We start from the raw sequence: 19,994 nt of genomic DNA on the forward strand, positions 1-19,994 counted from the left end.
CATGGCAAGCGAGTTTGAGCCACTGTCGCAGTTCCGGAAGAAATGCCTGGGAGGAGCGATCGTCACCGGTACATTTCAGAAGACACCTTCGCGGCAGGTTGCGGAAGTCCTGTCGCGCAGCGGGCTCGATTTTGTCGTTTTAGACAGTGAACACGCACCTTTCAGTATCGACGTGATCGACGATATTCTCGCGTCCACGAGGTCGCGTGGTTTTCCTATCCTGGTAAGGGTCGGCGAACCAAAGGCGTCGTTCATCGGCGCCTGCCTCGATGCAGGTGCGGCGGGCATCGTGGTCCCCCACGTCACCTCCGCAGACGTGGCACGGGAGGCAGTTTCATCGTTGCGCTTCGTCGGGGGTGGACGCGGCTTATCGGCATCAGGCCGGGCTGGTGATTATGGTGCGATGACGCTCGGCACCTACATGGAGCAGAGCGACCAGGCCGTCAGCCTCTGGTGCCAGATAGAGGATGTTGAAGCAGTCGATGCGATCGACGAGATCTGCAGCGTAAATGGGGTCGACGCACTTTTCGTCGGCCGCGCCGATCTGATGCGTTCGCTCGGTGCTGTGTCGGTTACCGACCCTTCCGTGGTCGACGCCGTGCAAAGAATAGCTGAGGCCGGCGTCAAGGCGGGAAGAAGACTGGCGATCTTCATTGTTGACGTTAGCGAAGCGGCAGAGCTCCGAAAAATAGGTTTTTCGATCTTCGTCTGTGGCAGCGATCAATCAATGCTAAAATCGGTGGCGCATTCTACGGCGACGGCCGTGGGGGCTATACGTTGAGATCGGGCGTCTAACCGATTTTATCTTCGGCTGCCCCCGATGACGAGCTCCCAGCAGCGTCATGCCTCCACCCCCCAACATGCCTCCCGTTCGAAGTGCTTACTCAGTCTTTAAGCAAGCATTTTCGAACGAGGCACATCGATCTTTTACGGTGTGATGGTCAAGGTTCACCTTCTTTCCCTGTGGCCGCGGAAACGGGCACCGTGCGTCAAGGCTGAGAGAGCGAATGCTTGAGACCATGCACCGACCTTGAACGCTGCTACACGACCAAAAAGATTAAATTGCCGTGACCTGTCGTGGTTTGGCCGATTGCCGTCGCATTCCGTGTAGGTTGCATGTGAGCGTCAAGCCATCATCGCCATAACTTTGCAAAAGACAAAGACAGGGGCAGATCTAAGCGGCAGGCCTGCTTCTTTATAACCGTCGCCAATAAAGGGAACAGTAATGAAGAAACTGCTTGCATCGACCTGTCTGATCTTCAGTGTGCTTGGTGGCGCGTCTGCGTCAAACGCAGCAGACTGTGGTAGCCCCACTATCGCCAGCATGAACTGGCAAAGTGCCGAAGTCCTCTCGGCAATTGACAAGATCATACTCAACGAAGGCTATGGTTGCAGCGCCGATATTACGATCGGCGACACCGTTCCGACCATCACGTCCATGGTCGAAAAAGGCCAACCGGATATCGCGCCGGAAGCATGGGCCGATACGCTGCCCGAAGTGGTCAAGCGCGGTGTAGATGAAGGCAAACTCGTCGTGGCTGCAACGGCATTGCCGGATGGCGGCATTCAGGGCTGGTGGATACCGAAATACGTGGCCGATGCCCACCCGGACATCAAGACGATCGGCGACCTCATGAAGAACCCGAAGCTCTTCCCCGACGCCGAAAACCCTGACAAAGGCGCCATCGTCAACGGCCCGCAGGGTTGGGGTGGAACAGTCGTTACGGCTCAGCTTTTCAAAGCATTTGGCGCGGAAAAGGCCGGTTTCACACTCGTCGATAGCGGCTCTTCTGCAGGTCTCGACGGATCGATTGCCAAGGCTTACGAGCGCAAGCAGCCATGGGTAGGCTATTATTGGTCACCGACGGCACTTCTCGGAAAATATGAAATGGTCAAACTTGAACCTGGTGTTGCTGCTGATGCGGCCGAATGGAAGCGCTGCAACACTGTTGCCGATTGCCCGGACCCGAAGCCTAACGCTTGGCCGGTCGACAAGGTCGTGACACTGGTTGCCAAACCTTTTTCGGAAAAGGCTGGCCCTGAGATCATGGACTACCTCAATAAGCGGTCGTGGAGCAACGATACCGTCAACAAACTGATGGCCTGGATGACGGACAACCAGGCAACGGGCGAGGATAGCGCCAAGCACTTCCTCAAAGAAAGCCCCGACATCTGGACAAAATGGGTCTCTGCTGAAGCTGCGGAGAAGATCAAGGCGTCACTTTGACCAGCCTCCCTTCCGCCTGACCTGCGTCGGGCAGCCACGCAAAAGGACATGCGACTGGTTTTACCGGTCGCATGTCCCCGTGATCATAGGGGAATCGTATGGACTGGTTTTTCACGTTTCCGCACATGAACGACGATACGCTTCGTAATCTCAAAAAGATGATCGACGACGGCTTTCGCGAGTTCACGCGCGCCTGGGGTGGTAGCATCGAGAGCTTCTTTTCACCGCTGCAACAGTTTTTGATCTGGGCAGAGCGGTTCATGACACAAACGCCTTGGCCGATCATCATTCTGATCATTCTAGGGATTGCGTGGGCTGCAAGCCGCAGCACAAAGATCGTCTTTGCGTGCCTGTTCACGCTTCTGGCTATCGGCTACTTCGATATGTGGACCGATACGATGCGGACGATTTCGATGATTTTCGTCTGCACGGTTCTGTCTATCGCCATAGGCCTGCCCATCGGCATCGTCATGTCGCGCTCTGATCGCTTTCAGCGAGTGGTCAATCCGATCCTCGACGTCATGCAGACCATGCCAAGCTTCGTTTACCTGATACCGGTCGTCATGCTGCTGGGTATCGGCAGGGTCCCGGGGCTCATCGCAGTCGTGATCTATGCCATTCCACCGATGATCCGCCTCACCAATCTCGGTATCCGCCTGGTGGACCGGGATGTGTTGGAGGCGGCTGATGCCTTCGGCTCATCCAACTGGCAGAAGCTTTTCAAAGTGCAATTGCCGCTGGCTCTTCCGACCATCATGGCCGGCATAAACCAGACAATCATGATGGCGCTTGCCATGGTTGTCATTGCATCCATGATTGGTGTTCAGGGACTGGGCCAACCGGTTCTCAAGGCTATCGCCAACCAGTATTTCACACTTGGCATTTTCAACGGCCTTGCCATCGTCGGCATTGCCATCATCTTCGATCGCATCAGTCAGGCCTATGGCAAAAGGCTGCAGAAACATCAGGAGATGGCCCATGGCTGACAGCGCTTTCGGCGGGATCAAGATCAGCAATCTCTACAAGGTCTTCGGCGTAAATCCGCTCGCCCATATAGATGCAGTCAGGCACGGGCTGACGAAAACGGAACTGATCGAGAAACACGGGCAGGTTCTCGGTTTAAGGGATATCAATATCGACATACCTTCGGGCTGTATTCAGGTCATCATGGGCCTGTCAGGCTCAGGCAAATCTACCCTTATAAGGCACATCAATCGCCTGATAGACCCGACAGCAGGTGAAGTGCTGGTGGACGGGGTAGACGTCATGAAGATGAACGCGAAAGAATTACGAGACTTTCGCCGCCACGAGACCGCCATGGTCTTCCAGAAGTTCGCGCTTCTGCCGCACCGCAACGTGCTGGACAACACAATCTATGGTCTTGAAGTACAAGGCATGGCAAAGGCCAAGAGCGTGGACATTGCCATGCGCTGGCTGGAGCGCGTTGGGCTGAAAGGCTTCGAAAAGCGGTTTCCAAATCAGCTGTCCGGCGGCATGCAACAGCGCGTCGGTCTGGCGCGAGCGCTTTCCAACGATGCGCCGGTATTATTGATGGACGAGGCCTACTCAGCGCTCGACCCGTTGATCCGCATGGACATGCAGACCGTGCTTCTCGATATCCAGAAGGAAATCAAAAAAACCATAGTCTTCATCACCCATGATCTCGATGAGGCACTACGACTAGGTGACCAAATCGCTATTCTGTGTGATGGAGAGATCATTCAGCAGGGCACAAGTCAGGAAATCGTGCTGCGCCCGGCGAATGATTATATCGCCAACTTCGTCAAGGAAGTGAACCGCGGCCGCGTCATTAATGTTGAGGCGGTCATGTCGCCGGTCAGACCAGGCCAATCGCCTTGTGGTCCTCAGGTCAAAGAAGGAACCACTGTCGAAGAGGCCATGCGCCGGCTCTCGCTTAGCGGACACGACGACAGCGCCGTCACCAATTCATCCGGGGAGGTTCTGGGTATGGTGACTTTCCGGCAGCTCGCCAGCGCCATCGTGAATGCGCAGGTGCCAGAAGGAACCCCGAGCCATCCCGCCGGCAGCACTATTTTTGCGAAGGCCTGAAAAACCGAGCACAATCCCGCGTGCAGGTTGATTGTCTTCCAGAAGCCTTGTCGGCTCTGAACGGCCGTATAAGCTTTCTGATGATAGCGATATGCGAGGCTTCTTTTACCAATTCTCGCGACGGGTCACCCTGCCGTAACACATGCGAAGGGTACTGAATACTTTGCGGCAAGTAGCCAGTTCTCCAAGAGTAGAAAACTCTAATTATGCGCGACACTTAATCACCCCTGCGGCTAGGACCCTTAGGCAGGCAGATTGGAGGTACTGGAAGCGCATGCTGCATGATCTCGGATCAATTGCGCAAATTCGATGTTCACCTTATGGAGATAAGCTAATGAAATATAAAAATAAATACAGATACGACCGCGTGATGTAGACACCTGCTCCGTTTTTCCCATAACCTAAACCAGTCAGAGGCCTTCTGTCGTCACTTCCTCTCGCGCGGTAAAATAGTAAGTCGTGGCGACGGCAATTCGATTTTGTCCTGCGATTTCACAAAGGCTCGCAGGAATAGTTATGGAAGCCGCCATATTACCCTCATAAAAGGGAAGGCCGATATCCAGATTTGCGAATTGAATGACGCCCGTATCGACAAGCGCGGAAACACGCTGTGCGACTGTGCGAACGGCTTCGATTACAGCCATCTTCAGGAGTCATATCGATCTGGGCTGACTGAAAGCCATCTTGGCTTTTTCGTCCCCAATCAACTGGACAACCTAATTCCTCTTCAAGCGTGCACTGCTGACCGACCACGACGTGGAATCGCAACACAATACCCATTGTCTCTAACATGAACGACTATTCCATCTGGATTCTAGGACTACAGATCGTATGCGGTTCTTTGCCACTGAGAAAACTAAAGCCGAAGGGGTGCGTCTCACCTGGCCCCTCCCTACCCTTGCAGCCCGGCCCATCCGGACCGGTCGGGAGCTGATTGCTTTCCGAAATCGGACTTTGGGGAAGTTCGCGTGGTATTCGCCTCCCCCAGCTCCTCGATCATGCGACCAATTAAACCCGGAGCTCCCACCGTTTGGCATCGATCTTTTTTGGCTCGGAGGTCGCGGATGAAAGTATACAATTCTCGACGTCATCCACCCCAATCGTCTCGATTAAAGCGAGCATGTCAGCAAAGTCGTCCTCTGAAATCTGCGAGAACAGATTTGCGTGGTTTTCGTTCATCCACTTCTGCATGTGAGCTTGTCCGTCTTTGGACTGTCCCGAATTTCGGTACTCAACTGCCTCAATATAAAACGGTGTGATGAAGGTCTTGGTGTAACGCTTTCCGAGAGCGCCTTCGGCACTTTGCGGGGCGCACTCAAAGATCGCGGCCGCCACTCGTTCCAGCATTGCTGCCGGTTCCGCCCGGTACATTTCCAATAGCTGTTTCGACTGCCGCACATTGGGAACCTTTATTGTGGCGAGCAAGCCGCCTGCGATAGCAATTACTCCCGCGATAATCACCAGCCCACGCATTTCACCTCCAATGTTTTCGCGGAAGGTAGTGAGAAGTCATAAAGCAACCTTGAGTTGGGCCTATGCAATTTTATCGAATCGTCTTTATCAGACGAGCATAGCCTGTTGATCGGCATGTCCTCCGATCAGGTGATGCCGAACTCTAGAAGATGCGAATGCTCGGGACATGAGGTGGGCTGTAATAAGCGGCTGTCTCGCGCAGACGATAAGCGAGGAATGAAAGGCTGCGAGTTGAGATGATAGTGCGGATACTGACGGCGGTTCTCATGGGATACCTGACACTGACTTTAGCCCAGCCAGCGGCTGCCTGCATGACTTACAAGGGGAGAAGCGCAAAGGATCTAAGTGAGGCCAAGGTCCTCGTCAGAGCAACGCTCACTAAATACGAAATCTTGGAACCGCGCCTCAAGGCTCGTTTGACCCTGGAGATCGTGGAAAGCGTTTTTGGAGCGCGCCGTGAGGGTGAACTGGTTGCAATCTGGGAAAATCCGATGGGCTCCTTGGAGGATGTCTGGAACGGATCGAGCGATCTGCTTGTGGCGTTGAAATCTCTAAAGCCCCGGAAAGACGGCGCAATGTATGAAATCATCCACCCACTGTGCAGCCCACCAAGCATCATGGAATTCAATGCCGTAAACACGTGGATCCTATCGCAGCATTTTTACGACAGGTAACCGCCAATGTCCGTAATGGATAACTGCACTCAGACATTCATTCCGCTCGCTCTGACACTAACCGCACATGGACTGATCAATGGAAATTGAACACATGATGCTCCGCCGAGCCGGGCAATTCACCATCTTTTTGCTCATCGTCATGGCAATCGTTTTCCTGAACTTCGCCTTGAGGCAATCGTCGCCCAGAAAACGCAAACTCGGGATCCTCGGCACATACGTCGCGTGCGTTGCATTTGCGATCACTTCGGCACAATCAGTCAGCTGGTACATCGAAGAGCGCATCAAGAGTTACAACCCAGGTGACTTGTGGTGGATGAACTCCAAGGTTCCGTCGGGATATGAGTACCTTCTCACTGAATGGACACGGGATACCGGTCGCGCAATGGTCTTTATAACGGCGCCAATCTTAACGCCGGCCGTCATGGTCTTCGCTTATGGGTTGATCGTCCTGCACCGACAATTTGGACGGCGGCCTTGATCTCTTCCAAAACCGACGCGGGCCATCAGAGATCATGTTAGTTCAGCGGCTGGTCATACTCGGAGGAGATCGTACATTTCACTCCAGCGCCCCACTTGTGAGGCTCATGGGAGATGCCGCTCCAGAATTCATCGGACGCCATATAATAGTGAAACTTGCCAAGTTCTGTCCGCCAGAGGTGCCTGCCCAACACGCTTTGTCGACGTAGAGTGCAAGGGCCTCCAGAATCTAGTGGAAGTCCACCACCGCCAATACCGCCTACCCCTCTTTCCCAGCCGAGGCGAAGACCATTGACGACAGGACCTCACGACAGCGAGACCGGAGGCCCTGTAGTCAAAAGCGATGAATACGCAGCCCAAGCACCTTTTCCGAAACGACGACCACGATCAGCGTCAGAACGATGGAAACAGTGGAAACCGCCGCTGCCTCCGGCGTGAAATTGGTGCGCAGATAGTCATAAAGCTGGATCGGCAACGTGGCGGTTCCCACAGGCTTCAGCATGAAGGATATGGTGAAGATATCGAACGAGATAATGAAGGAGAACAGGCAGCCGCCGATAACACCGGGCTTTATCAATGGCAGCATGATCCGGCGAAAGCGCGTGAATGGCCCTGCCCCCAGACTGCGCGCGGCAAGGCTCCAGGACGGCTCGTAGGATTCCATGGCAGCCGAGACGTTGATGAACACGAAGGGAATGGTAATCAGCACATGGCCGATAATCATGGCCACAATGGTCGTCGTGCCGATGCCAATGGAATAGACGAAGAACAGCAGCGAGATCGCCGTCAGCACTTCCGGTAAAAGCAGCGGTAGCATCATGCCCAGCCGTACACTTTCCTTCCATCGACCGGAATGCTGGACATAGAAAATCGCCGCCATGGTGCCGATAACACCGGAAATGAGCGTCGAAACGGCAGCCACCCACAATGACGTTCTGATGGCACGCATGAACACTTCGTTCTGGAAAAACACCCCATACCAGCGCAGCGATAGCCCCTGCGGGGGGAATGTGAGGAAAGCTCCAGCATTGAACGATGCACCAACGACCACAAGGATCGGCAATAGAAGGAATGCATAGATAATAAGGCAATAGCCGTTCAGAAAATGCCTGTTCATCTGTCGACCTTCCATTTCATGCGTGTCATGCGGGCAAAAATGGTCACCACGAGGCCACCGGTCAGCGAGAGCAGAAGCGCCATGGCCGAACCGAACGGCCACTGGAACGTATCGATCAGCGCATCCACGACGCTGACCGCCATGGTCTTGACGCGTAAGCCGCCGATCAGTGCGGGCGTAACATAGGCGCTCAGCGACAGCACGAAGACGAGAATGCACCCCGCCTGAATGCCCGGCATGGCAAGCGGCAGAACGATGCGCCGGAATGCGGTGATGCGCCCTGCTCCCAGCGAACGTGCCGCCGCCTCGATCGACGGATCGATGCCCTGAAGCGCGCTCATCAGCGGCAGGATCATGAAAGGCAGGAAGACATGCACCAGTGCAATGACGATGCCGAGCGAATTATACATGAGCGCCAGCGGGCTATCGATGATACCCGCATTCATCAGCGTTCGGTTGATGATGCCATTGTTGCCCAGCAGGATCGTCCAGCCGTAACTGCGGATAACGATGCCCACCAGCAGCGGGGAAAGCACAAGGCCATAGGCCAGTCCGCGAAAGCGCATGTTGCGCTTTGCAAGTTGCCATGCAACCGGAAAGCCAAGCAAAAGGCAAAGCGCTGTTGTCACGAAGCCGATCGCCAACGTATTAGCGACCTGCGAAAGATAGAAGCTGTCGGAAAACAGGCGCAGATAGTTGGCCGCAGTAAAGCCGGGAGCATAGGGTGCACCGTTGCCGGGATTGCGAAAGCTCATCAGAACGATGTTCATATAGGGCAGCACGAGAAAAATGCCCAGAAGCACAATAGCTGGCGCAATGAGCAAAAACGGTTTGGTGGATTTCAGCGAACCGCTCATGCCACCGCTCCGAGCGGCCAGAAACTCTCCTCGCTGACGTGCACCGACACCGCATCACCCGGCGCAAAGCGATGGCGCGGGAATGTCTGCACGCTGATGGTTTCGCCGCTTGCGAGCGTCAACCGGTAGTCGACGAGGCTACCGGAGTAATAACAGGCCGCAACGGTCGCGGGAATACCGCCCTGCCCCGAGGCTGACAGCTCGATCGCTTCCGGCCGCAAGACAAGCATCACCTCACCATTCGAACCGGCCTTTGCGTCAGAGACAGAGAGTTCGCCGAGCGCTGTGGCAATACGCGCCTGTCCGTTTCCTTCAGTGGAAACGAGCTTGCCCGGAACAATATTCACCTGCCCCACGAACTGTGCCACTTCGAGGCTGGCCGGACGCTCATAGATGTCGGCGGGAGAACCATACTGGGCAATGCGTCCGCCGAACATAACCACCACGCGGTCTGACATGGTCATGGCCTCGGCCTGGTCATGGGTAACATACACGGTGGTGATACCGACCCGCTTCTGAAGGTCGCGAATGAAAACGCGCATTTCTTCGCGCAGCTTGGCATCAAGGTTGGCGAGCGGCTCATCGAGAAGCAATATCTTCGGTTCGATCACCAGTGCGCGCGCCAGCGCCACGCGCTGCTGCTGTCCGCCCGAGAGTTGGCGTGGATAGCGGTCTGCATAGCCGGAGAGTTGCACCATATCCAGCACGCGCGCGGTACGCGACGCAATTTCGGGTTTCGGCACCTTGCGCATCTCAAGCCCGAAGGCGAGATTTTGCGCCACGGTCATGTGCGGAAAGAGCGCGTAATTCTGAAAAACCATACCGATATCGCGCTTTTCGGCGGGTACATTGATGACATCCCGGCCATCAAAACGGATAGCGCCTGACGTCGCATCCTCGAACCCGGCTATCATCTTCAATGTCGTGGTCTTGCCGCATCCCGAAGGGCCGAGCAGGGAAATGAACTCGCCATCGGCAATCCTGACGGAAATTCCGTTGACTGCGAGCGATGAGCCATAGTCCTTGGTCAGCTTTTCGATGCTCACCTCTGTCATGATCGTTCTTCCACCTTCTGAACGCTGCGATATCTGCTGGCCGGAAACCGGCGGTATGCGGGGCCACGTTTTGCGCCCCCGCTTCTGGCACTGCGATTACTTCAGCACCTTCGCCCAGGTTTCTGCGAAACCGGCCTGCTTTTCGTTCATGAAGTTCCAGTCCCAGGTCAGAATCCTGTCCATCATGTCACCCGAAATCGGCACGTCTTTCTTGAGGTCATCCGGCACCACCACCTTCGAATTGGTGGGTGATACGAAGAACTGCTTCATCAGCGGAACCTGTCCTTCGGGCGAGAGAAGGAAATTGGCATATTCATAAGCCAGCTCCTTTTCCGGGCCGTTCGCCAGAATGTTCAGAGTCTGATCGAACATCAGAAGCCCTTCCTCCGGCACGACGATATCAATGGGCAAGCCTTGCGCACGCAGGCGCGCCACTTCGCCAAAGTCGAAAGGCGCGACCACGAACTCGCCCGATGCGATGCCAGTCGAGAGGTTGAAATCCGCCTGAATGACCGGGCCGAGCCTTTCGAACGCCTTGAACCCGGCATCGATATCGTACTGATCCTTGCCGAAGATTTTCGAAGCCAGCATCAGTTCCATCTTACCGGCCGTGTTGGCGAAGTTGTAAAGACCGATGCGCCCCTTGAACTCCGGGTTTTCCCACAGATCCTTCCAGCCCTTCGGCGGCGTCTTGACCATATCGGTGCGATAGGCAAGGCCGATGGGGGACACCATGGCAACCGCGCCCCAGCCATCGGTCTTTTTCGCCAGCGGGTAGAGATCGTTGTAGTTTGACAGTTTCGTCAGATCGAGCTTCTCGAAAAAGCCTTCCTTGCGCAGGCTCGATGCAAAAGCCTCATTGGTCATCAGGATAGAATAAGGCGGCTTCTGAGCACCGGCAGCGCGCAGATTGGCACTCCACACACGACCGTTCCCGGCATCGAGCGTGACGGCGGCTCCGCTTTGTTTGGTGAATGCCGGCGCAAGCTCCGAGCGCCAGAACTGCTCCCACGCGCCGCCAAGTGTCGGCACGATCAATGTTTTTTCCTGAGCGCGGACAGGAAGTCCGGCCACGCCGGCTGCTGCCATTCCACCCATGGCCGCCAGAAGCTGCCGTCTGTTGAAATTCATCATGGTTGTTCCCCTTGTTCTCAAGTGACATCGGTTCGCGGCATTGGTCGTGGCGGGCGATATTTCGCTTCCTGCCATCAACCCTTGCTGAACGCCTGGCTGGTTTTCAGTGCAATGTAGTCGCCGTAGCTTATCGGCTCGTATTTCGCGGCCCCTCTCGCGGCAAAGGGTGGCAGGCATTCAATAACCGTGTCTCGCGACGGATTGAGGAAAAACGGAATGGACTGACGACGCGTCGTGCCTTTGAAAGCACCTGGTGGATTGGCGACCCGGTGCGGGGTGGAAACCCACTCGTCATTCGACCAGCGCATGAATGCATCGCCGATATTGACCACATAGGCACCCTCGACATTCGGCGCATCCAGCCATTCTCCGGCGCGGGTCTGCACCTGCAATCCGCCGGGCGAAGCTTCCGAACGAAGGATGGTCATGAAACCGTAGTCAGTGTGAACCCCGGCGCGAAGCTGACCAGGCAGCGGTGTCTCAGTCTGTTCGGGATAATTGATAACCCTGAGCGCCGAAAGGTGATTGTCGAAAGCTCTTTCGAAATAGTCCGCCTCAAGTCCGATCGCCTGACAAAACGCGCGGCGCAGATGTTTCGCCAGCGTTTCCATCTCCGCGAAATAGGCACGGAAGGCCGCCTCAAGCCCCTCCGGTTTCGATACCCATGCATCGCCCGGCAGGCGCAGGCCAAAGTTGAGGCTTTCCTTGTAGTCTCCGGGTGTCTTGATGCCGAGCGTTGCGCTAAGCGCTTCATCGGCAATCGGCGAGAACGCCATACCACCTTCGACACCGGTACCCCTGCCCTGATGCTTTTTCCAATCCTGCGGCTCATCGAAAAAATCGCGGGCGAGATTGTAAAGCCGCGATGTGATCTCCTTCGAAACACCATGGCCGGTAACGAGGAAAAAACCGGTTTCGCGGCATGCCTTTTCAATAGCGCGCACAACATCGTCAGCGCCTTCGGTACCATTGATGAAGGGGGCAACATCGATAACCGGAATGGCCGGAGCATTCTCTGCCTGTGAAGGGGCGGTCTGCATCAGAAACCTCTGTCAGATGAAAAAGGACGTGGCGGATGGCGGACTGGCTCAGTCCAGTCCCTTGAACGGCGCATCGCGGAATTCGAGATATTCCTTCAGCGTCATTTTTTGGAGATTGCGCATCCATTCGCGGCCGTCCTTGCTGACATGCAGCGCGGCAATGGCATGGATGTTGTAGTCGAACGAAGTCATCAGCCCCGCCGCCATCTGCTGGTTGTTGATGGACGCCTTGGCGAACTTGATGGCCGGAACCGGCATGCGCGCCAACTTGCGGGCCAGGTTTTCGGTCTTTTCCTTGAGCTGATCGGCAGGCACGATGCGGTTGATAAGGTGCATGCGCAACGCCTCGTCCGCATCCACCACATCGCCCGTATACATCAGCCAGCGCACGTCGCGCGTCGCCAGAAGCCAGGGCATGAACAGCGCGGGCGGGCCGGAATTGTGTCGCACTTCCGGCTCGCCGAATTTCGCATTGTCGGCGGCAATCGCCAGATCGCAGGCCATGACCAGTTCCAGCGCGCCCGCCAGCGCATAACCGTTCACCGAGGCGATGACCGGGATCGGCGCTTTCCAGATATTCAGCAGCGACTGGGCGTTTTCCGCCATATCGGCGTGCCAGTCCTCGATATCGACATCGTAATCCGCACCCTGCAAATCGTAACCGGAAGAGAAGGCACGGCCCGCGCCAGTCAGAACCAGCGCGTTGACATCGGGATCAGCCACCGCCATCGCCACGGCGCGATCGATCTCACGCACAGTGGTCTTGTTCATGGCATTGAGCTTTTCCGGACGGTTGATCGTGATCGTCGCAAACTTGTCCTGGGCGTCCTTTTCATAAAGGATCGTCTCGAAATCGCCGGTCGTGCTCATACGCTTTTCCTTGTTGCAATCGTCTCTTCGGTACCCGCAGCAGGCGCCGCAGGCGCAGGCGACAGCAAAGCCGCCCTCGTCATTTCATAACGCTCGATGGCCGCCCTCTTGACCGGGCCGAAGCCCTTGATCTCTTCAGGCAAACCTGCAAGCGACACCGCGCTTTCCAGATTTTCTGCCGAAAGGGAGGCCGACAAGTCGCGCACCAGCGCGTCATAGTCGCGGATCAAGCGGCGCTCTTCACGTCGCTCATGGGTGTAGCCGAAAGGATCAAACGGCGTACCGCGCAGGAACTTCAGCTTCTCCAGCACACCGAAGGCCGGCGTCATGATCTTCTCGCCAATGGCGATCTTGGCCGGATTTCCAGTCCGCTTGTCGAGCTTGCGTGAGAGCATGGGCGGCGCAAGGTGATGCCTGATGGTGAAATCACCCTCAAACTGCGCGGCAATCCTGTCGCGAAAACTGGTATCGCGGTGCAGGCGTGCCACTTCGTACTCATCCTTGTAGGCCATGAGCTTGAAGGCGTTGCGGGCAACAGCAGTGGCGAAAGCATCGCCGCCAACGGCGGTTTCTGCATTGCGGGCAATCTCCACCAACTTACGGTATCGGCGAGCATATGCTGCGCTCTGGTATCCGGTCAGGAAGTCGGCACGGCGCTCAATGATGCTGTCGAGTGTTTCCGTAACCTCCTCCTTCGCCTTACCCAGACCCGCCGCGTCGAGGACAGTTTCCGGTTCGACAACCGAACGACGACCCCAGCCAAAAGCGGCGCGGTTCATGCCGACACCCGTGCCATTCAGCTCGATTGCCTTATCGATTGCGGCAAGGCTGATCGGCACAAGGCCGCGCTGCCAGGCATGGCCGAGCAGGAACATGTTGGCGGCAATCGCATCGCCCATCAGGGCAGCGCCAAGTTTCGTGGCCGCGACAAGGTTCACGGCATCTTCGCCTGCCGCTTTTCGCAGTGCCTTGAGCGTTGCGCCCTGGCGGAAATCGAGCGTCGTATTCTGCACGAAGGATGCGGTAGGCGCGAAATGATCGTCCAGCACCGCCTTCGTGCGCCCTTCAGAGAAGGTGGAAAGCGCGTTCTTGCCAGCAGAAACAACGATATCGAAGCCCAGTACCAGATCGCTTTCGCCGGGACCGATACGCACCGAGTTGAGATCGGCGGCTTCCTTCGCCACCCGCAAATGCGAGACGACTGCACCATTTTTCTGGGCCAGTCCGGTCTGGTCGAGCGTCTGGACGGCCAGCCCTTCAAGATGCGCCGCCATGGAGAGAATGGCGCTGACGGTGATGACACCCGTGCCTCCGATACCGGCCAGAAGCATATTATAAGGCTGACCGGAAAGTGTTTTCAGCACAGGTAGCGGCAGATCATCGAACGACACCTTGCCCGCCTTCGCCGCAGGCTTGCGCAGCGTACCACCTTCGATGGTCACGAAACTCGGACAAAAGCCCTTGAGACAGGAAAGGTCGGTGTTGCAACTCGATTGGTTGATGCGGCGCTTGCGGCCAAATTCCGTTTCCTGCGGCTCCACCGAAATGCAGTTGGACACGGCGGAACAGTCGCCGCAGCCTTCGCACACCAACTCGTTAATGAAGGCGCGTTTGTCGGAAACCGCGAGCTTGCCACGCTTCCGGCGGCGGCGCTTTTCAGCCGCACAGACCTGATCATAGACAAGTACCGTCACGCCTTCCATATCACGCAGTTCGCGTTGCACCGCATCCAGTTCATCGCGATGGTTGACGGTGACGGATTTTGGCAGGTTGCCCTGCCAGACTTCCGGCCTTTCAGCGACGACTGCTACCCGTGCGACACCTTCCGCCAGCATCTGGCCAACGATGCCCGGAACAGTCACTTCGCCATCATGTTTCTGGCCACCGGTCATGGCCACGGCATCATTGTAAAGGATCTTGTAGGTGGCGTTGACTTTGGCAGCTATGGCGGCACGGATGGCCAGCACGCCCGAATGAAAATAGGTGCCGTCGCCCATATTGACGAAAATATGCTTCTCGTCGGTGAATTGCGAAAGCCCGATCCAGGAACCGCCCTCACCGCCCATCTGCGTGAAGGTGGAGGTGTTGCGTTCCTCAAGCCCGATGACCATCATGTGGCAACCGATGCCGGTGGAGGCGCGGCTACCTTCCGGCAGGCGGGTTGAAACACTGTGCGGACAGCCGGAACAGAAATAGGGATCGCGCTTCAAAGCCGGTGTCTCAACAGCGCTGGCGGCAACGATGGCCTCAACACCGATAGCCCGAGCCTGAAGCTGCGTATCCCCAGTGCCGAAGATCGCCATGATGGCTGCCGCTACGGAAACGTCATTGATTTCGCCCGTCACCGGCAGGAGCGGTGCGCCATTGGTGCCGCTTTTACCAAACACGCGGGGGCGCCTGTCAGCATCCATGTTGAAGAGCAGCGATTTGATCTGGTCTTCTATGATCGGGCGCTTTTCCTCGACCACCAGAAGGTTTTCCACCTCGCTGGCGAAACGCGAAATGCGCTCCGGCTCTATCGGCCAGACAAGACCGAGTTTGTAGAGGCGAATGCCAAGTTCAGCGGCACGGCGCTCGTCTATGCCGAGACGGTTCAGTGCCCCCATCAGGTCAAGCCAGGATTTGCCGGTGGAAACGATGCCGAGGCGCGCCTTGCCGGAGGCTGGCGACCAGACAGCGCGGTCGATGCCGTTGGCCCGCGCAAAATCATGGATCGCCGCCATCTTGTTTTCTAACCGCAGTTCCATGGCGTGCGGGCCGTCCGGCCAACGCAAGGAGTATTCACCCGCCTTGCCGGGATAAACGAGTTGGGGCTTGAGTGGATCAAGCTCGATGGTCGCCGTGCACTCGACGATTTCCGTCTGACACTTGAAGCCAACCCATGCGCCTGAATAGCGGCTCATCGCCCAACCCAGCAGGCCGTAATCGATATACTCCTGCACGCCAGCAGGCGAGAGCAGCGGCACCATGGCTGAGATCAGATTATGCTCGCTCTGGTGCGGCAGTGTCGAAGACACCGCCCCGTGATCGTCACCCACCAGCAGCAAAACGCCGCCATTCGGGTTGGTGCCGACAGCATTGGCATGGCGAATGACATCCATGGTCCGGTCAACGCCCGGCCCCTTGCCATACCACATGGAAAAAACGCCGTCGTAACGCGCACCGGGGAACATGGCTGTTTGCTGCGTACCCCACACCGCCGTTGCTGCCATGTCTTCATTCAGACCAGGGCGGAAACGGATATGATGCTCATCCAGATATTTCTGTGCCCGCGCCATTTCGCGGTCAAAGCTCGCAAGCGGCGAGCCCCTGTAACCGGAGACATATCCGGCGGTGTTCAGCCCCTTCGCCAGATCGCGCTGGCGCTGCACCATCGGCAAACGCACCAGGGCCTGCGTGCCGGAAACGAGAATCTTTCCACTTTCCAGCGTATAGCGATCATCAAGAGCTGGAGCTTTTGCGGTGGCGTGGGGTGTTTCGACAGTCATGGTCATGCACCCTCCGGCGCGATTACAGCAGGGAACGCGTCAAAAACACGGCCGGGATTGAGAATATTCTCGGGATCGAGTGCTGCTTTGAGGCGGCGCATTACCGCCATATCGCCTGATGTGCGCACCAGCGGCAGCCATTTTTTCTTGTCCTGCCCAATGCCATGTTCGGCTGAAACCGCGCCGCCGAACTGTGCGACGGCGGCAAACACTGCATCAGCAATCGCATCGTGATACGTCGAACGAACGAGATAGTGCAGATTGCCATCACCCAGATGGCCGAAAATATAAAGCTGTGCGTTCGGGTCGCAAGCGCTGACTAAGGCCGCCGCACTGTCGAGAAACTCCTGCATGGATGAGAGCGGCAGACTCACGTCGAAACCAGATACATTATCCATGCTGAAAATGAACTCGCTTGCCCCTTCGCGCAGAGCCCAGATGGCAGCATATTCGCGACCGGACGAAGAAACGGCGACATCCGAGATCGTTCCGCCTTCATAAAGCTCCATCAGTAACGCTTTGAAACGATCCTCGTCCTCTGCCTCGTTCTGGCCGTGAATCTCAACCAGGGCATAAACACCAGCACCCGCTGCAACAGGCGCGGTCACACCGGAATGCGCCAGCACACCCTCATAAACAGGCGGAAAAATCACCTCGAACGCCGAAAGCAGCGAGCCGAGACGCGCACGCAGCGTCTGCAACAACTCTATGGCCGCACCAAGCGACGGCAAGGCACAAAATGCATTGGCCTGCACCAAAGGGCGCGGATGCAGCCTGAGACACGCGCGGGTAACGACACCCAGCGTACCTTCGGTACCGATCAGCATCTGGCCGAGATCGTAACCGGAATTGTCCTTGGGAAGCCCCTTGAGGCTGGAAATAACTGTTCCATCCGCCAGGACCGCTTCAAGCCCAAGAACCTGGGCGCGAAACATGCCGTAGCGCAGAACCCGGATACCGCCGGCGTTTGTGGCAATATTGCCCCCGATGGTCGCACTACCACGTGCGCCGATATCGACGCCGAACATCATACCAGCCGAGTCAGCTGCTTCCTGAACGGCCTGCAAGGTCGCGCCCGCCTCGACAACGACACTGCCGGACATCCGATCAACCACGCCAACGGCACGCATCCGCTCGAGAGACAGCGACACCTCATCCGCCATGGGGCGGGCGCCACCGGAGAGGCCAGTACGACCGCCCTGGACGACGACAGGCTGTCCGCTTCCATGGCAGGCTGTGAGAACGGCAGCTACACCCGCCGTATCGACAGGCCGGAACACAACCAAAGGTGCAGAACCCTTCTCATCCGTTGAGTCACCGCAATAGCCGGCGCCGATATCCGGGCCGGTGAGAATGCCTTTTGCGTCTAGTCCGCTCTCGAGTTGGCGCGCAATTTTCATTGCCCGTTCAGCCGGATTATTCCGGCCATCAGGGCTTTCACTTGCAGGCACCAGCCTTGCATCCGCCAAGGCATGATGTTGCAAAAAATCACGGTTTTCGGGCGTATTTTGCCCTTTAGTAGCGATCCCCACCAATTTTTGTTCCCCTGGTTATATGGATCTGCGAGGCAGGTTATCGCCAATCCGATATTTGTCAAACCTATATTTAAATAGCTATGGCGTTTTTCTGAAAGCCGTGCCATCAATGGTTTCAAGGGAAGGATGCGCGCCATGAATCTGAGATATGACGAGGTTGTAAGATCCGGCATCGCCAAGCAGGTGGCAGAGAATATTCGTTCCGCCATCATGGACGGACGGCTGAAGATCGATGAGCGATTGCCTACAGAAGACGACCTTGCCCGCAGCTTCGGCATATCGCGCCCCACCGTGCGCGAAGCACTGAAAAGACTTGCTGCCCAGAACCTCATTCATTCCCGCCGTGGCCCGCAAGGCGGCAACTTCGTAAAACGTCCCGATCCGGAGGGGCTTTCCAAAGCTATCACCGGGGCTGCAACACTGCTGGTCGGCATCGGCGCCTTCGATATTGACGAAATCATCACCGCACGCCTCGAAACGGAGAAGATCTGTTGCCGCCTCGCCTGCGAGAACCGTCATGACGACCAGCTAAAGGCCATGGCAGCCGAAATTCTCGTTCAGCAGAATGCCGATCTCAGTGACGAAGACTTCTGTGCATCGGATGTGCGGTTTCATCGTGCGCTGGTGGATTCCACCGCCAACGGCCCGCTTAAACTGATGATGTACACGGTCATCGAATCCTTCATTCCGGTGACGAACATGATCGTGTTCCGGGTTCGCGAGCGCCGGCAGGTTTCGGCGTTTCACCAGCGCATTCTCGATGCGGTGACCGCCCGTGACGCGACCGCGGCGACAGATGCGCTGACATCGCTGCTGGACTACATCCGCAACAGCTACAACGCGGCGCTTGATGCCCGCGCAACGCGTGAGCAGGAAAAAACCGCAAAGACGGAAAACACATAAAAGGGAACGTAATGACTGACACATTCACCGCGATGGTTATTGACGCCGTGGACGGCAAGCCGAAAAGCGGCTTCAGGGAAATTTCACTTGCGGACCTGCCCGATCACGACGTGCTGGTCGAGGTGGCTTACTCCACAGTCAATTACAAGGACGGTCTGGCGATTTCCGGCAAGGGACGCATCGCGCGCCGCACTCCGATGGTTGGCGGTATTGATCTTGCCGGAACGGTGGTGGAATCGCGTTCTCCGCAATGGAAAGCTGGCGACCGCGTTATCGTGAACGGTTACGGCTTGTCCGAAACAGAATGGGGTGGTTACACACGCTATCAGCGCGTCAAGGCCGAATGGCTGATCGCCCTGCCTGACGCCTTCTCATTGGAACAGGCGATGGCCATCGGCACGGCAGGTTATACCGCTGCGCTGTGCGTCAATGCGCTTGAAGATTGGGGCATTTCCACCACAGCAGGCAAACCTGTACTGGTTACGGGTGCGGCTGGTGGTGTCGGCTCCGTCGCGATCAGCCTTCTAGCAAAGAAGGGCTACACGATTACCGCTTCGACGGGACGCGCCGAAACACATGAGTATCTCGCGCGACTTGGCGCCAGCGCCTTCATCGATCGTGCGACGCTCACCGAAAAGGGCGGCCCGCTGCAAAAGGAACTTTGGGTGGGTGCAGTGGATTCCGTTGGTTCCACGACGCTTGCCAACGTCCTTTCCCAAACCGTTTATGGCGGCGCTGTTGCGGCCTGCGGCCTTGCGGGCGGCGCCGATCTTCCCAGCACCGTACTCCCACATATTTTGCGCAGTGTGGCGCTGCTCGGGATCGATTCAGTCATGGCACCGCATGCAAGGCGTGAGCGCGCTTGGCAGACGCTGGCGCAAACGCTCGATGCCGCTCATCTCGCGGAAATGACACGTCTGGAGCCGATGTCGGCGCTGCCAACACTAGCCGATGACATTCTCGCAGGTAAAATCCGTGGCCGCGTGGTTGTAGATGTCACCACCTGAGACGCAGGCTCAATGAACAATGGTCTGACGTTGGCGGCGCATCGAACTATCCGCTTGTCTGGCA

General features: G+C 56.8%; 19 protein-coding genes. 8 read left to right on the forward strand and 11 right to left on the reverse strand.

Annotation, left to right across the window (positions count from 1 at the left end):
- Window position 1: 1 nt before the first annotated feature.
- From ACIQT8_RS04070 to ACIQT8_RS04085, 4 genes are all read left to right on the forward strand, one after another.
- Window positions 2–781, forward strand: a complete 780-nt coding sequence (locus tag ACIQT8_RS04070; RefSeq protein WP_400963774.1) for an HpcH/HpaI aldolase/citrate lyase family protein — start codon at window positions 2–4, stop codon at window positions 779–781.
- Window positions 782–1,225: 444 nt separating this feature from the next.
- The gene (locus ACIQT8_RS04075; RefSeq protein WP_400963777.1) at window positions 1,226–2,227 is read left to right on the forward strand and encodes an ABC transporter substrate-binding protein; all 1,002 of its coding nucleotides are present in this window, start codon (window positions 1,226–1,228) and stop codon (window positions 2,225–2,227) included.
- Between the two features lie 98 nt (window positions 2,228–2,325).
- Window positions 2,326–3,213 carry an ABC transporter permease gene (locus ACIQT8_RS04080; RefSeq protein WP_400963780.1) on the forward strand — a complete coding sequence of 296 codons (888 nt, stop codon included), beginning with the start codon at window positions 2,326–2,328 and terminating at the stop codon, window positions 3,211–3,213.
- Window positions 3,206–4,297, forward strand: a complete 1,092-nt coding sequence (locus ACIQT8_RS04085; RefSeq protein WP_400963783.1) for a glycine betaine/L-proline ABC transporter ATP-binding protein — start codon at window positions 3,206–3,208, stop codon at window positions 4,295–4,297. The genes ACIQT8_RS04080 and ACIQT8_RS04085 overlap by 8 nt, the downstream gene beginning before the upstream one ends.
- Window positions 4,298–4,707: 410 nt before the next feature.
- Here ACIQT8_RS04085 and ACIQT8_RS04090 read toward each other — a convergent pair whose 3' ends face one another.
- Window positions 4,708–4,941, reverse strand: a complete 234-nt coding sequence (locus tag ACIQT8_RS04090; RefSeq protein WP_400963786.1) for a hypothetical protein — start codon at window positions 4,939–4,941, stop codon at window positions 4,708–4,710.
- Window positions 4,942–5,305: 364 nt separating this feature from the next.
- Entirely contained in the window at window positions 5,306–5,770 is a 465-nt protein-coding gene (locus ACIQT8_RS04095; protein ID WP_400963789.1) for a hypothetical protein, read from the reverse strand.
- Between the two features lie 266 nt (window positions 5,771–6,036).
- Between ACIQT8_RS04095 and ACIQT8_RS04100 the strand changes: the two genes are divergently transcribed.
- Complete coding sequence (locus tag ACIQT8_RS04100; protein ID WP_400963792.1) at window positions 6,037–6,444, forward strand: hypothetical protein; 408 nt, start codon at window positions 6,037–6,039, stop codon at window positions 6,442–6,444.
- Between the two features lie 94 nt (window positions 6,445–6,538).
- Window positions 6,539–6,925, forward strand: coding sequence for a hypothetical protein (locus tag ACIQT8_RS04105; protein WP_400963795.1), 387 nt, complete (start codon window positions 6,539–6,541; stop codon window positions 6,923–6,925).
- 333 nt (window positions 6,926–7,258) lie between these two features.
- On the opposite strand, the gene ACIQT8_RS04110 is transcribed toward ACIQT8_RS04105, so the two are convergent.
- From ACIQT8_RS04110 to ACIQT8_RS04150, 9 genes are all read right to left on the reverse strand, one after another.
- Window positions 7,259–8,056 carry an ABC transporter permease gene (locus tag ACIQT8_RS04110; protein WP_400963798.1) on the reverse strand — a complete coding sequence of 266 codons (798 nt, stop codon included), beginning with the start codon at window positions 8,054–8,056 and terminating at the stop codon, window positions 7,259–7,261.
- Complete coding sequence (locus ACIQT8_RS04115) at window positions 8,038–8,898, reverse strand: ABC transporter permease (RefSeq protein ID WP_400963800.1); 861 nt, start codon at window positions 8,896–8,898, stop codon at window positions 8,038–8,040. The genes ACIQT8_RS04110 and ACIQT8_RS04115 overlap by 19 nt, the downstream gene beginning before the upstream one ends.
- Window positions 8,895–9,953 (reverse strand): ABC transporter ATP-binding protein, encoded by a 1,059-nt coding sequence (locus ACIQT8_RS04120; protein ID WP_400963803.1) that lies wholly within the window; start codon window positions 9,951–9,953, stop codon window positions 8,895–8,897. The genes ACIQT8_RS04115 and ACIQT8_RS04120 overlap by 4 nt, the downstream gene beginning before the upstream one ends.
- A 96-nt stretch (window positions 9,954–10,049) precedes the next feature.
- Entirely contained in the window at window positions 10,050–11,087 is a 1,038-nt protein-coding gene (locus tag ACIQT8_RS04125; protein ID WP_400963806.1) for an ABC transporter substrate-binding protein, read from the reverse strand.
- A 74-nt stretch (window positions 11,088–11,161) separates the two neighbouring features.
- Window positions 11,162–12,127 (reverse strand): isopenicillin N synthase family dioxygenase, encoded by a 966-nt coding sequence (locus tag ACIQT8_RS04130; RefSeq protein ID WP_400963809.1) that lies wholly within the window; start codon window positions 12,125–12,127, stop codon window positions 11,162–11,164.
- Between the two features lie 48 nt (window positions 12,128–12,175).
- The gene (locus ACIQT8_RS04135) at window positions 12,176–12,997 is read right to left on the reverse strand and encodes an enoyl-CoA hydratase/isomerase family protein (protein WP_400963812.1); all 822 of its coding nucleotides are present in this window, start codon (window positions 12,995–12,997) and stop codon (window positions 12,176–12,178) included.
- Complete coding sequence (locus ACIQT8_RS04140) at window positions 12,994–16,485, reverse strand: indolepyruvate ferredoxin oxidoreductase family protein (protein WP_400964375.1); 3,492 nt, start codon at window positions 16,483–16,485, stop codon at window positions 12,994–12,996. The genes ACIQT8_RS04135 and ACIQT8_RS04140 overlap by 4 nt, the downstream gene beginning before the upstream one ends.
- A gap of 2 nt (window positions 16,486–16,487) precedes the next feature.
- Window positions 16,488–17,885, reverse strand: coding sequence for an FAD-binding oxidoreductase (locus ACIQT8_RS04145; protein ID WP_400963815.1), 1,398 nt, complete (start codon window positions 17,883–17,885; stop codon window positions 16,488–16,490).
- Window positions 17,882–18,127, reverse strand: coding sequence for a hypothetical protein (locus ACIQT8_RS04150; RefSeq protein WP_400963818.1), 246 nt, complete (start codon window positions 18,125–18,127; stop codon window positions 17,882–17,884). Before ACIQT8_RS04150 ends, ACIQT8_RS04145 begins: the two co-directional genes overlap by 4 nt.
- 28 nt (window positions 18,128–18,155) lie before the next feature.
- Between ACIQT8_RS04150 and ACIQT8_RS04155 the strand changes: the two genes are divergently transcribed.
- Window positions 18,156–18,923: a FadR/GntR family transcriptional regulator gene (locus tag ACIQT8_RS04155; RefSeq protein ID WP_400963821.1), complete on the forward strand. Its 768-nt coding sequence runs from the start codon at window positions 18,156–18,158 to the stop codon at window positions 18,921–18,923.
- Between the two features lie 11 nt (window positions 18,924–18,934).
- Window positions 18,935–19,930 (forward strand): MDR family oxidoreductase, encoded by a 996-nt coding sequence (locus tag ACIQT8_RS04160; protein WP_400963824.1) that lies wholly within the window; start codon window positions 18,935–18,937, stop codon window positions 19,928–19,930.
- Window positions 19,931–19,994 lie beyond the last annotated feature (64 nt).

This window comes from Agrobacterium sp. NPDC090273, from assembly GCF_044772305.1.
Taxonomy (GTDB): Bacteria; Pseudomonadota; Alphaproteobacteria; order Rhizobiales; family Rhizobiaceae; genus Agrobacterium.

Bases quoted from the DNA above. Each gene is read 5' to 3' on its own strand.
- ACIQT8_RS04070 (WP_400963774.1), top strand. From the start codon at position 2: ATGGCAAGCGAGTTTGAGCCACTGTCGCAGTTCCGGAAGAAATGCCTG.
- ACIQT8_RS04075 (WP_400963777.1), top strand. From the start codon at position 1,226: ATGAAGAAACTGCTTGCATCGACCTGTCTGATCTTCAGTGTGCTTGGT.
- ACIQT8_RS04080 (WP_400963780.1), top strand. From the start codon at position 2,326: ATGGACTGGTTTTTCACGTTTCCGCACATGAACGACGATACGCTTCGT.
- ACIQT8_RS04085 (WP_400963783.1), top strand. From the start codon at position 3,206: ATGGCTGACAGCGCTTTCGGCGGGATCAAGATCAGCAATCTCTACAAG.
- ACIQT8_RS04090 (WP_400963786.1), bottom strand. From the start codon at position 4,941: ATGGCTGTAATCGAAGCCGTTCGCACAGTCGCACAGCGTGTTTCCGCG.
- ACIQT8_RS04095 (WP_400963789.1), bottom strand. From the start codon at position 5,770: ATGCGTGGGCTGGTGATTATCGCGGGAGTAATTGCTATCGCAGGCGGC.
- ACIQT8_RS04100 (WP_400963792.1), top strand. From the start codon at position 6,037: ATGGGATACCTGACACTGACTTTAGCCCAGCCAGCGGCTGCCTGCATG.
- ACIQT8_RS04105 (WP_400963795.1), top strand. From the start codon at position 6,539: ATGATGCTCCGCCGAGCCGGGCAATTCACCATCTTTTTGCTCATCGTC.
- ACIQT8_RS04110 (WP_400963798.1), bottom strand. From the start codon at position 8,056: ATGGAAGGTCGACAGATGAACAGGCATTTTCTGAACGGCTATTGCCTT.
- ACIQT8_RS04115 (WP_400963800.1), bottom strand. From the start codon at position 8,898: ATGAGCGGTTCGCTGAAATCCACCAAACCGTTTTTGCTCATTGCGCCA.
- ACIQT8_RS04120 (WP_400963803.1), bottom strand. From the start codon at position 9,953: ATGACAGAGGTGAGCATCGAAAAGCTGACCAAGGACTATGGCTCATCG.
- ACIQT8_RS04125 (WP_400963806.1), bottom strand. From the start codon at position 11,087: ATGATGAATTTCAACAGACGGCAGCTTCTGGCGGCCATGGGTGGAATG.
- ACIQT8_RS04130 (WP_400963809.1), bottom strand. From the start codon at position 12,127: ATGCAGACCGCCCCTTCACAGGCAGAGAATGCTCCGGCCATTCCGGTT.
- ACIQT8_RS04135 (WP_400963812.1), bottom strand. From the start codon at position 12,997: ATGAGCACGACCGGCGATTTCGAGACGATCCTTTATGAAAAGGACGCC.
- ACIQT8_RS04140 (WP_400964375.1), bottom strand. From the start codon at position 16,485: ATGACTGTCGAAACACCCCACGCCACCGCAAAAGCTCCAGCTCTTGAT.
- ACIQT8_RS04145 (WP_400963815.1), bottom strand. From the start codon at position 17,885: ATGAAAATTGCGCGCCAACTCGAGAGCGGACTAGACGCAAAAGGCATT.
- ACIQT8_RS04150 (WP_400963818.1), bottom strand. From the start codon at position 18,127: ATGGCACGGCTTTCAGAAAAACGCCATAGCTATTTAAATATAGGTTTG.
- ACIQT8_RS04155 (WP_400963821.1), top strand. From the start codon at position 18,156: ATGAATCTGAGATATGACGAGGTTGTAAGATCCGGCATCGCCAAGCAG.
- ACIQT8_RS04160 (WP_400963824.1), top strand. From the start codon at position 18,935: ATGACTGACACATTCACCGCGATGGTTATTGACGCCGTGGACGGCAAG.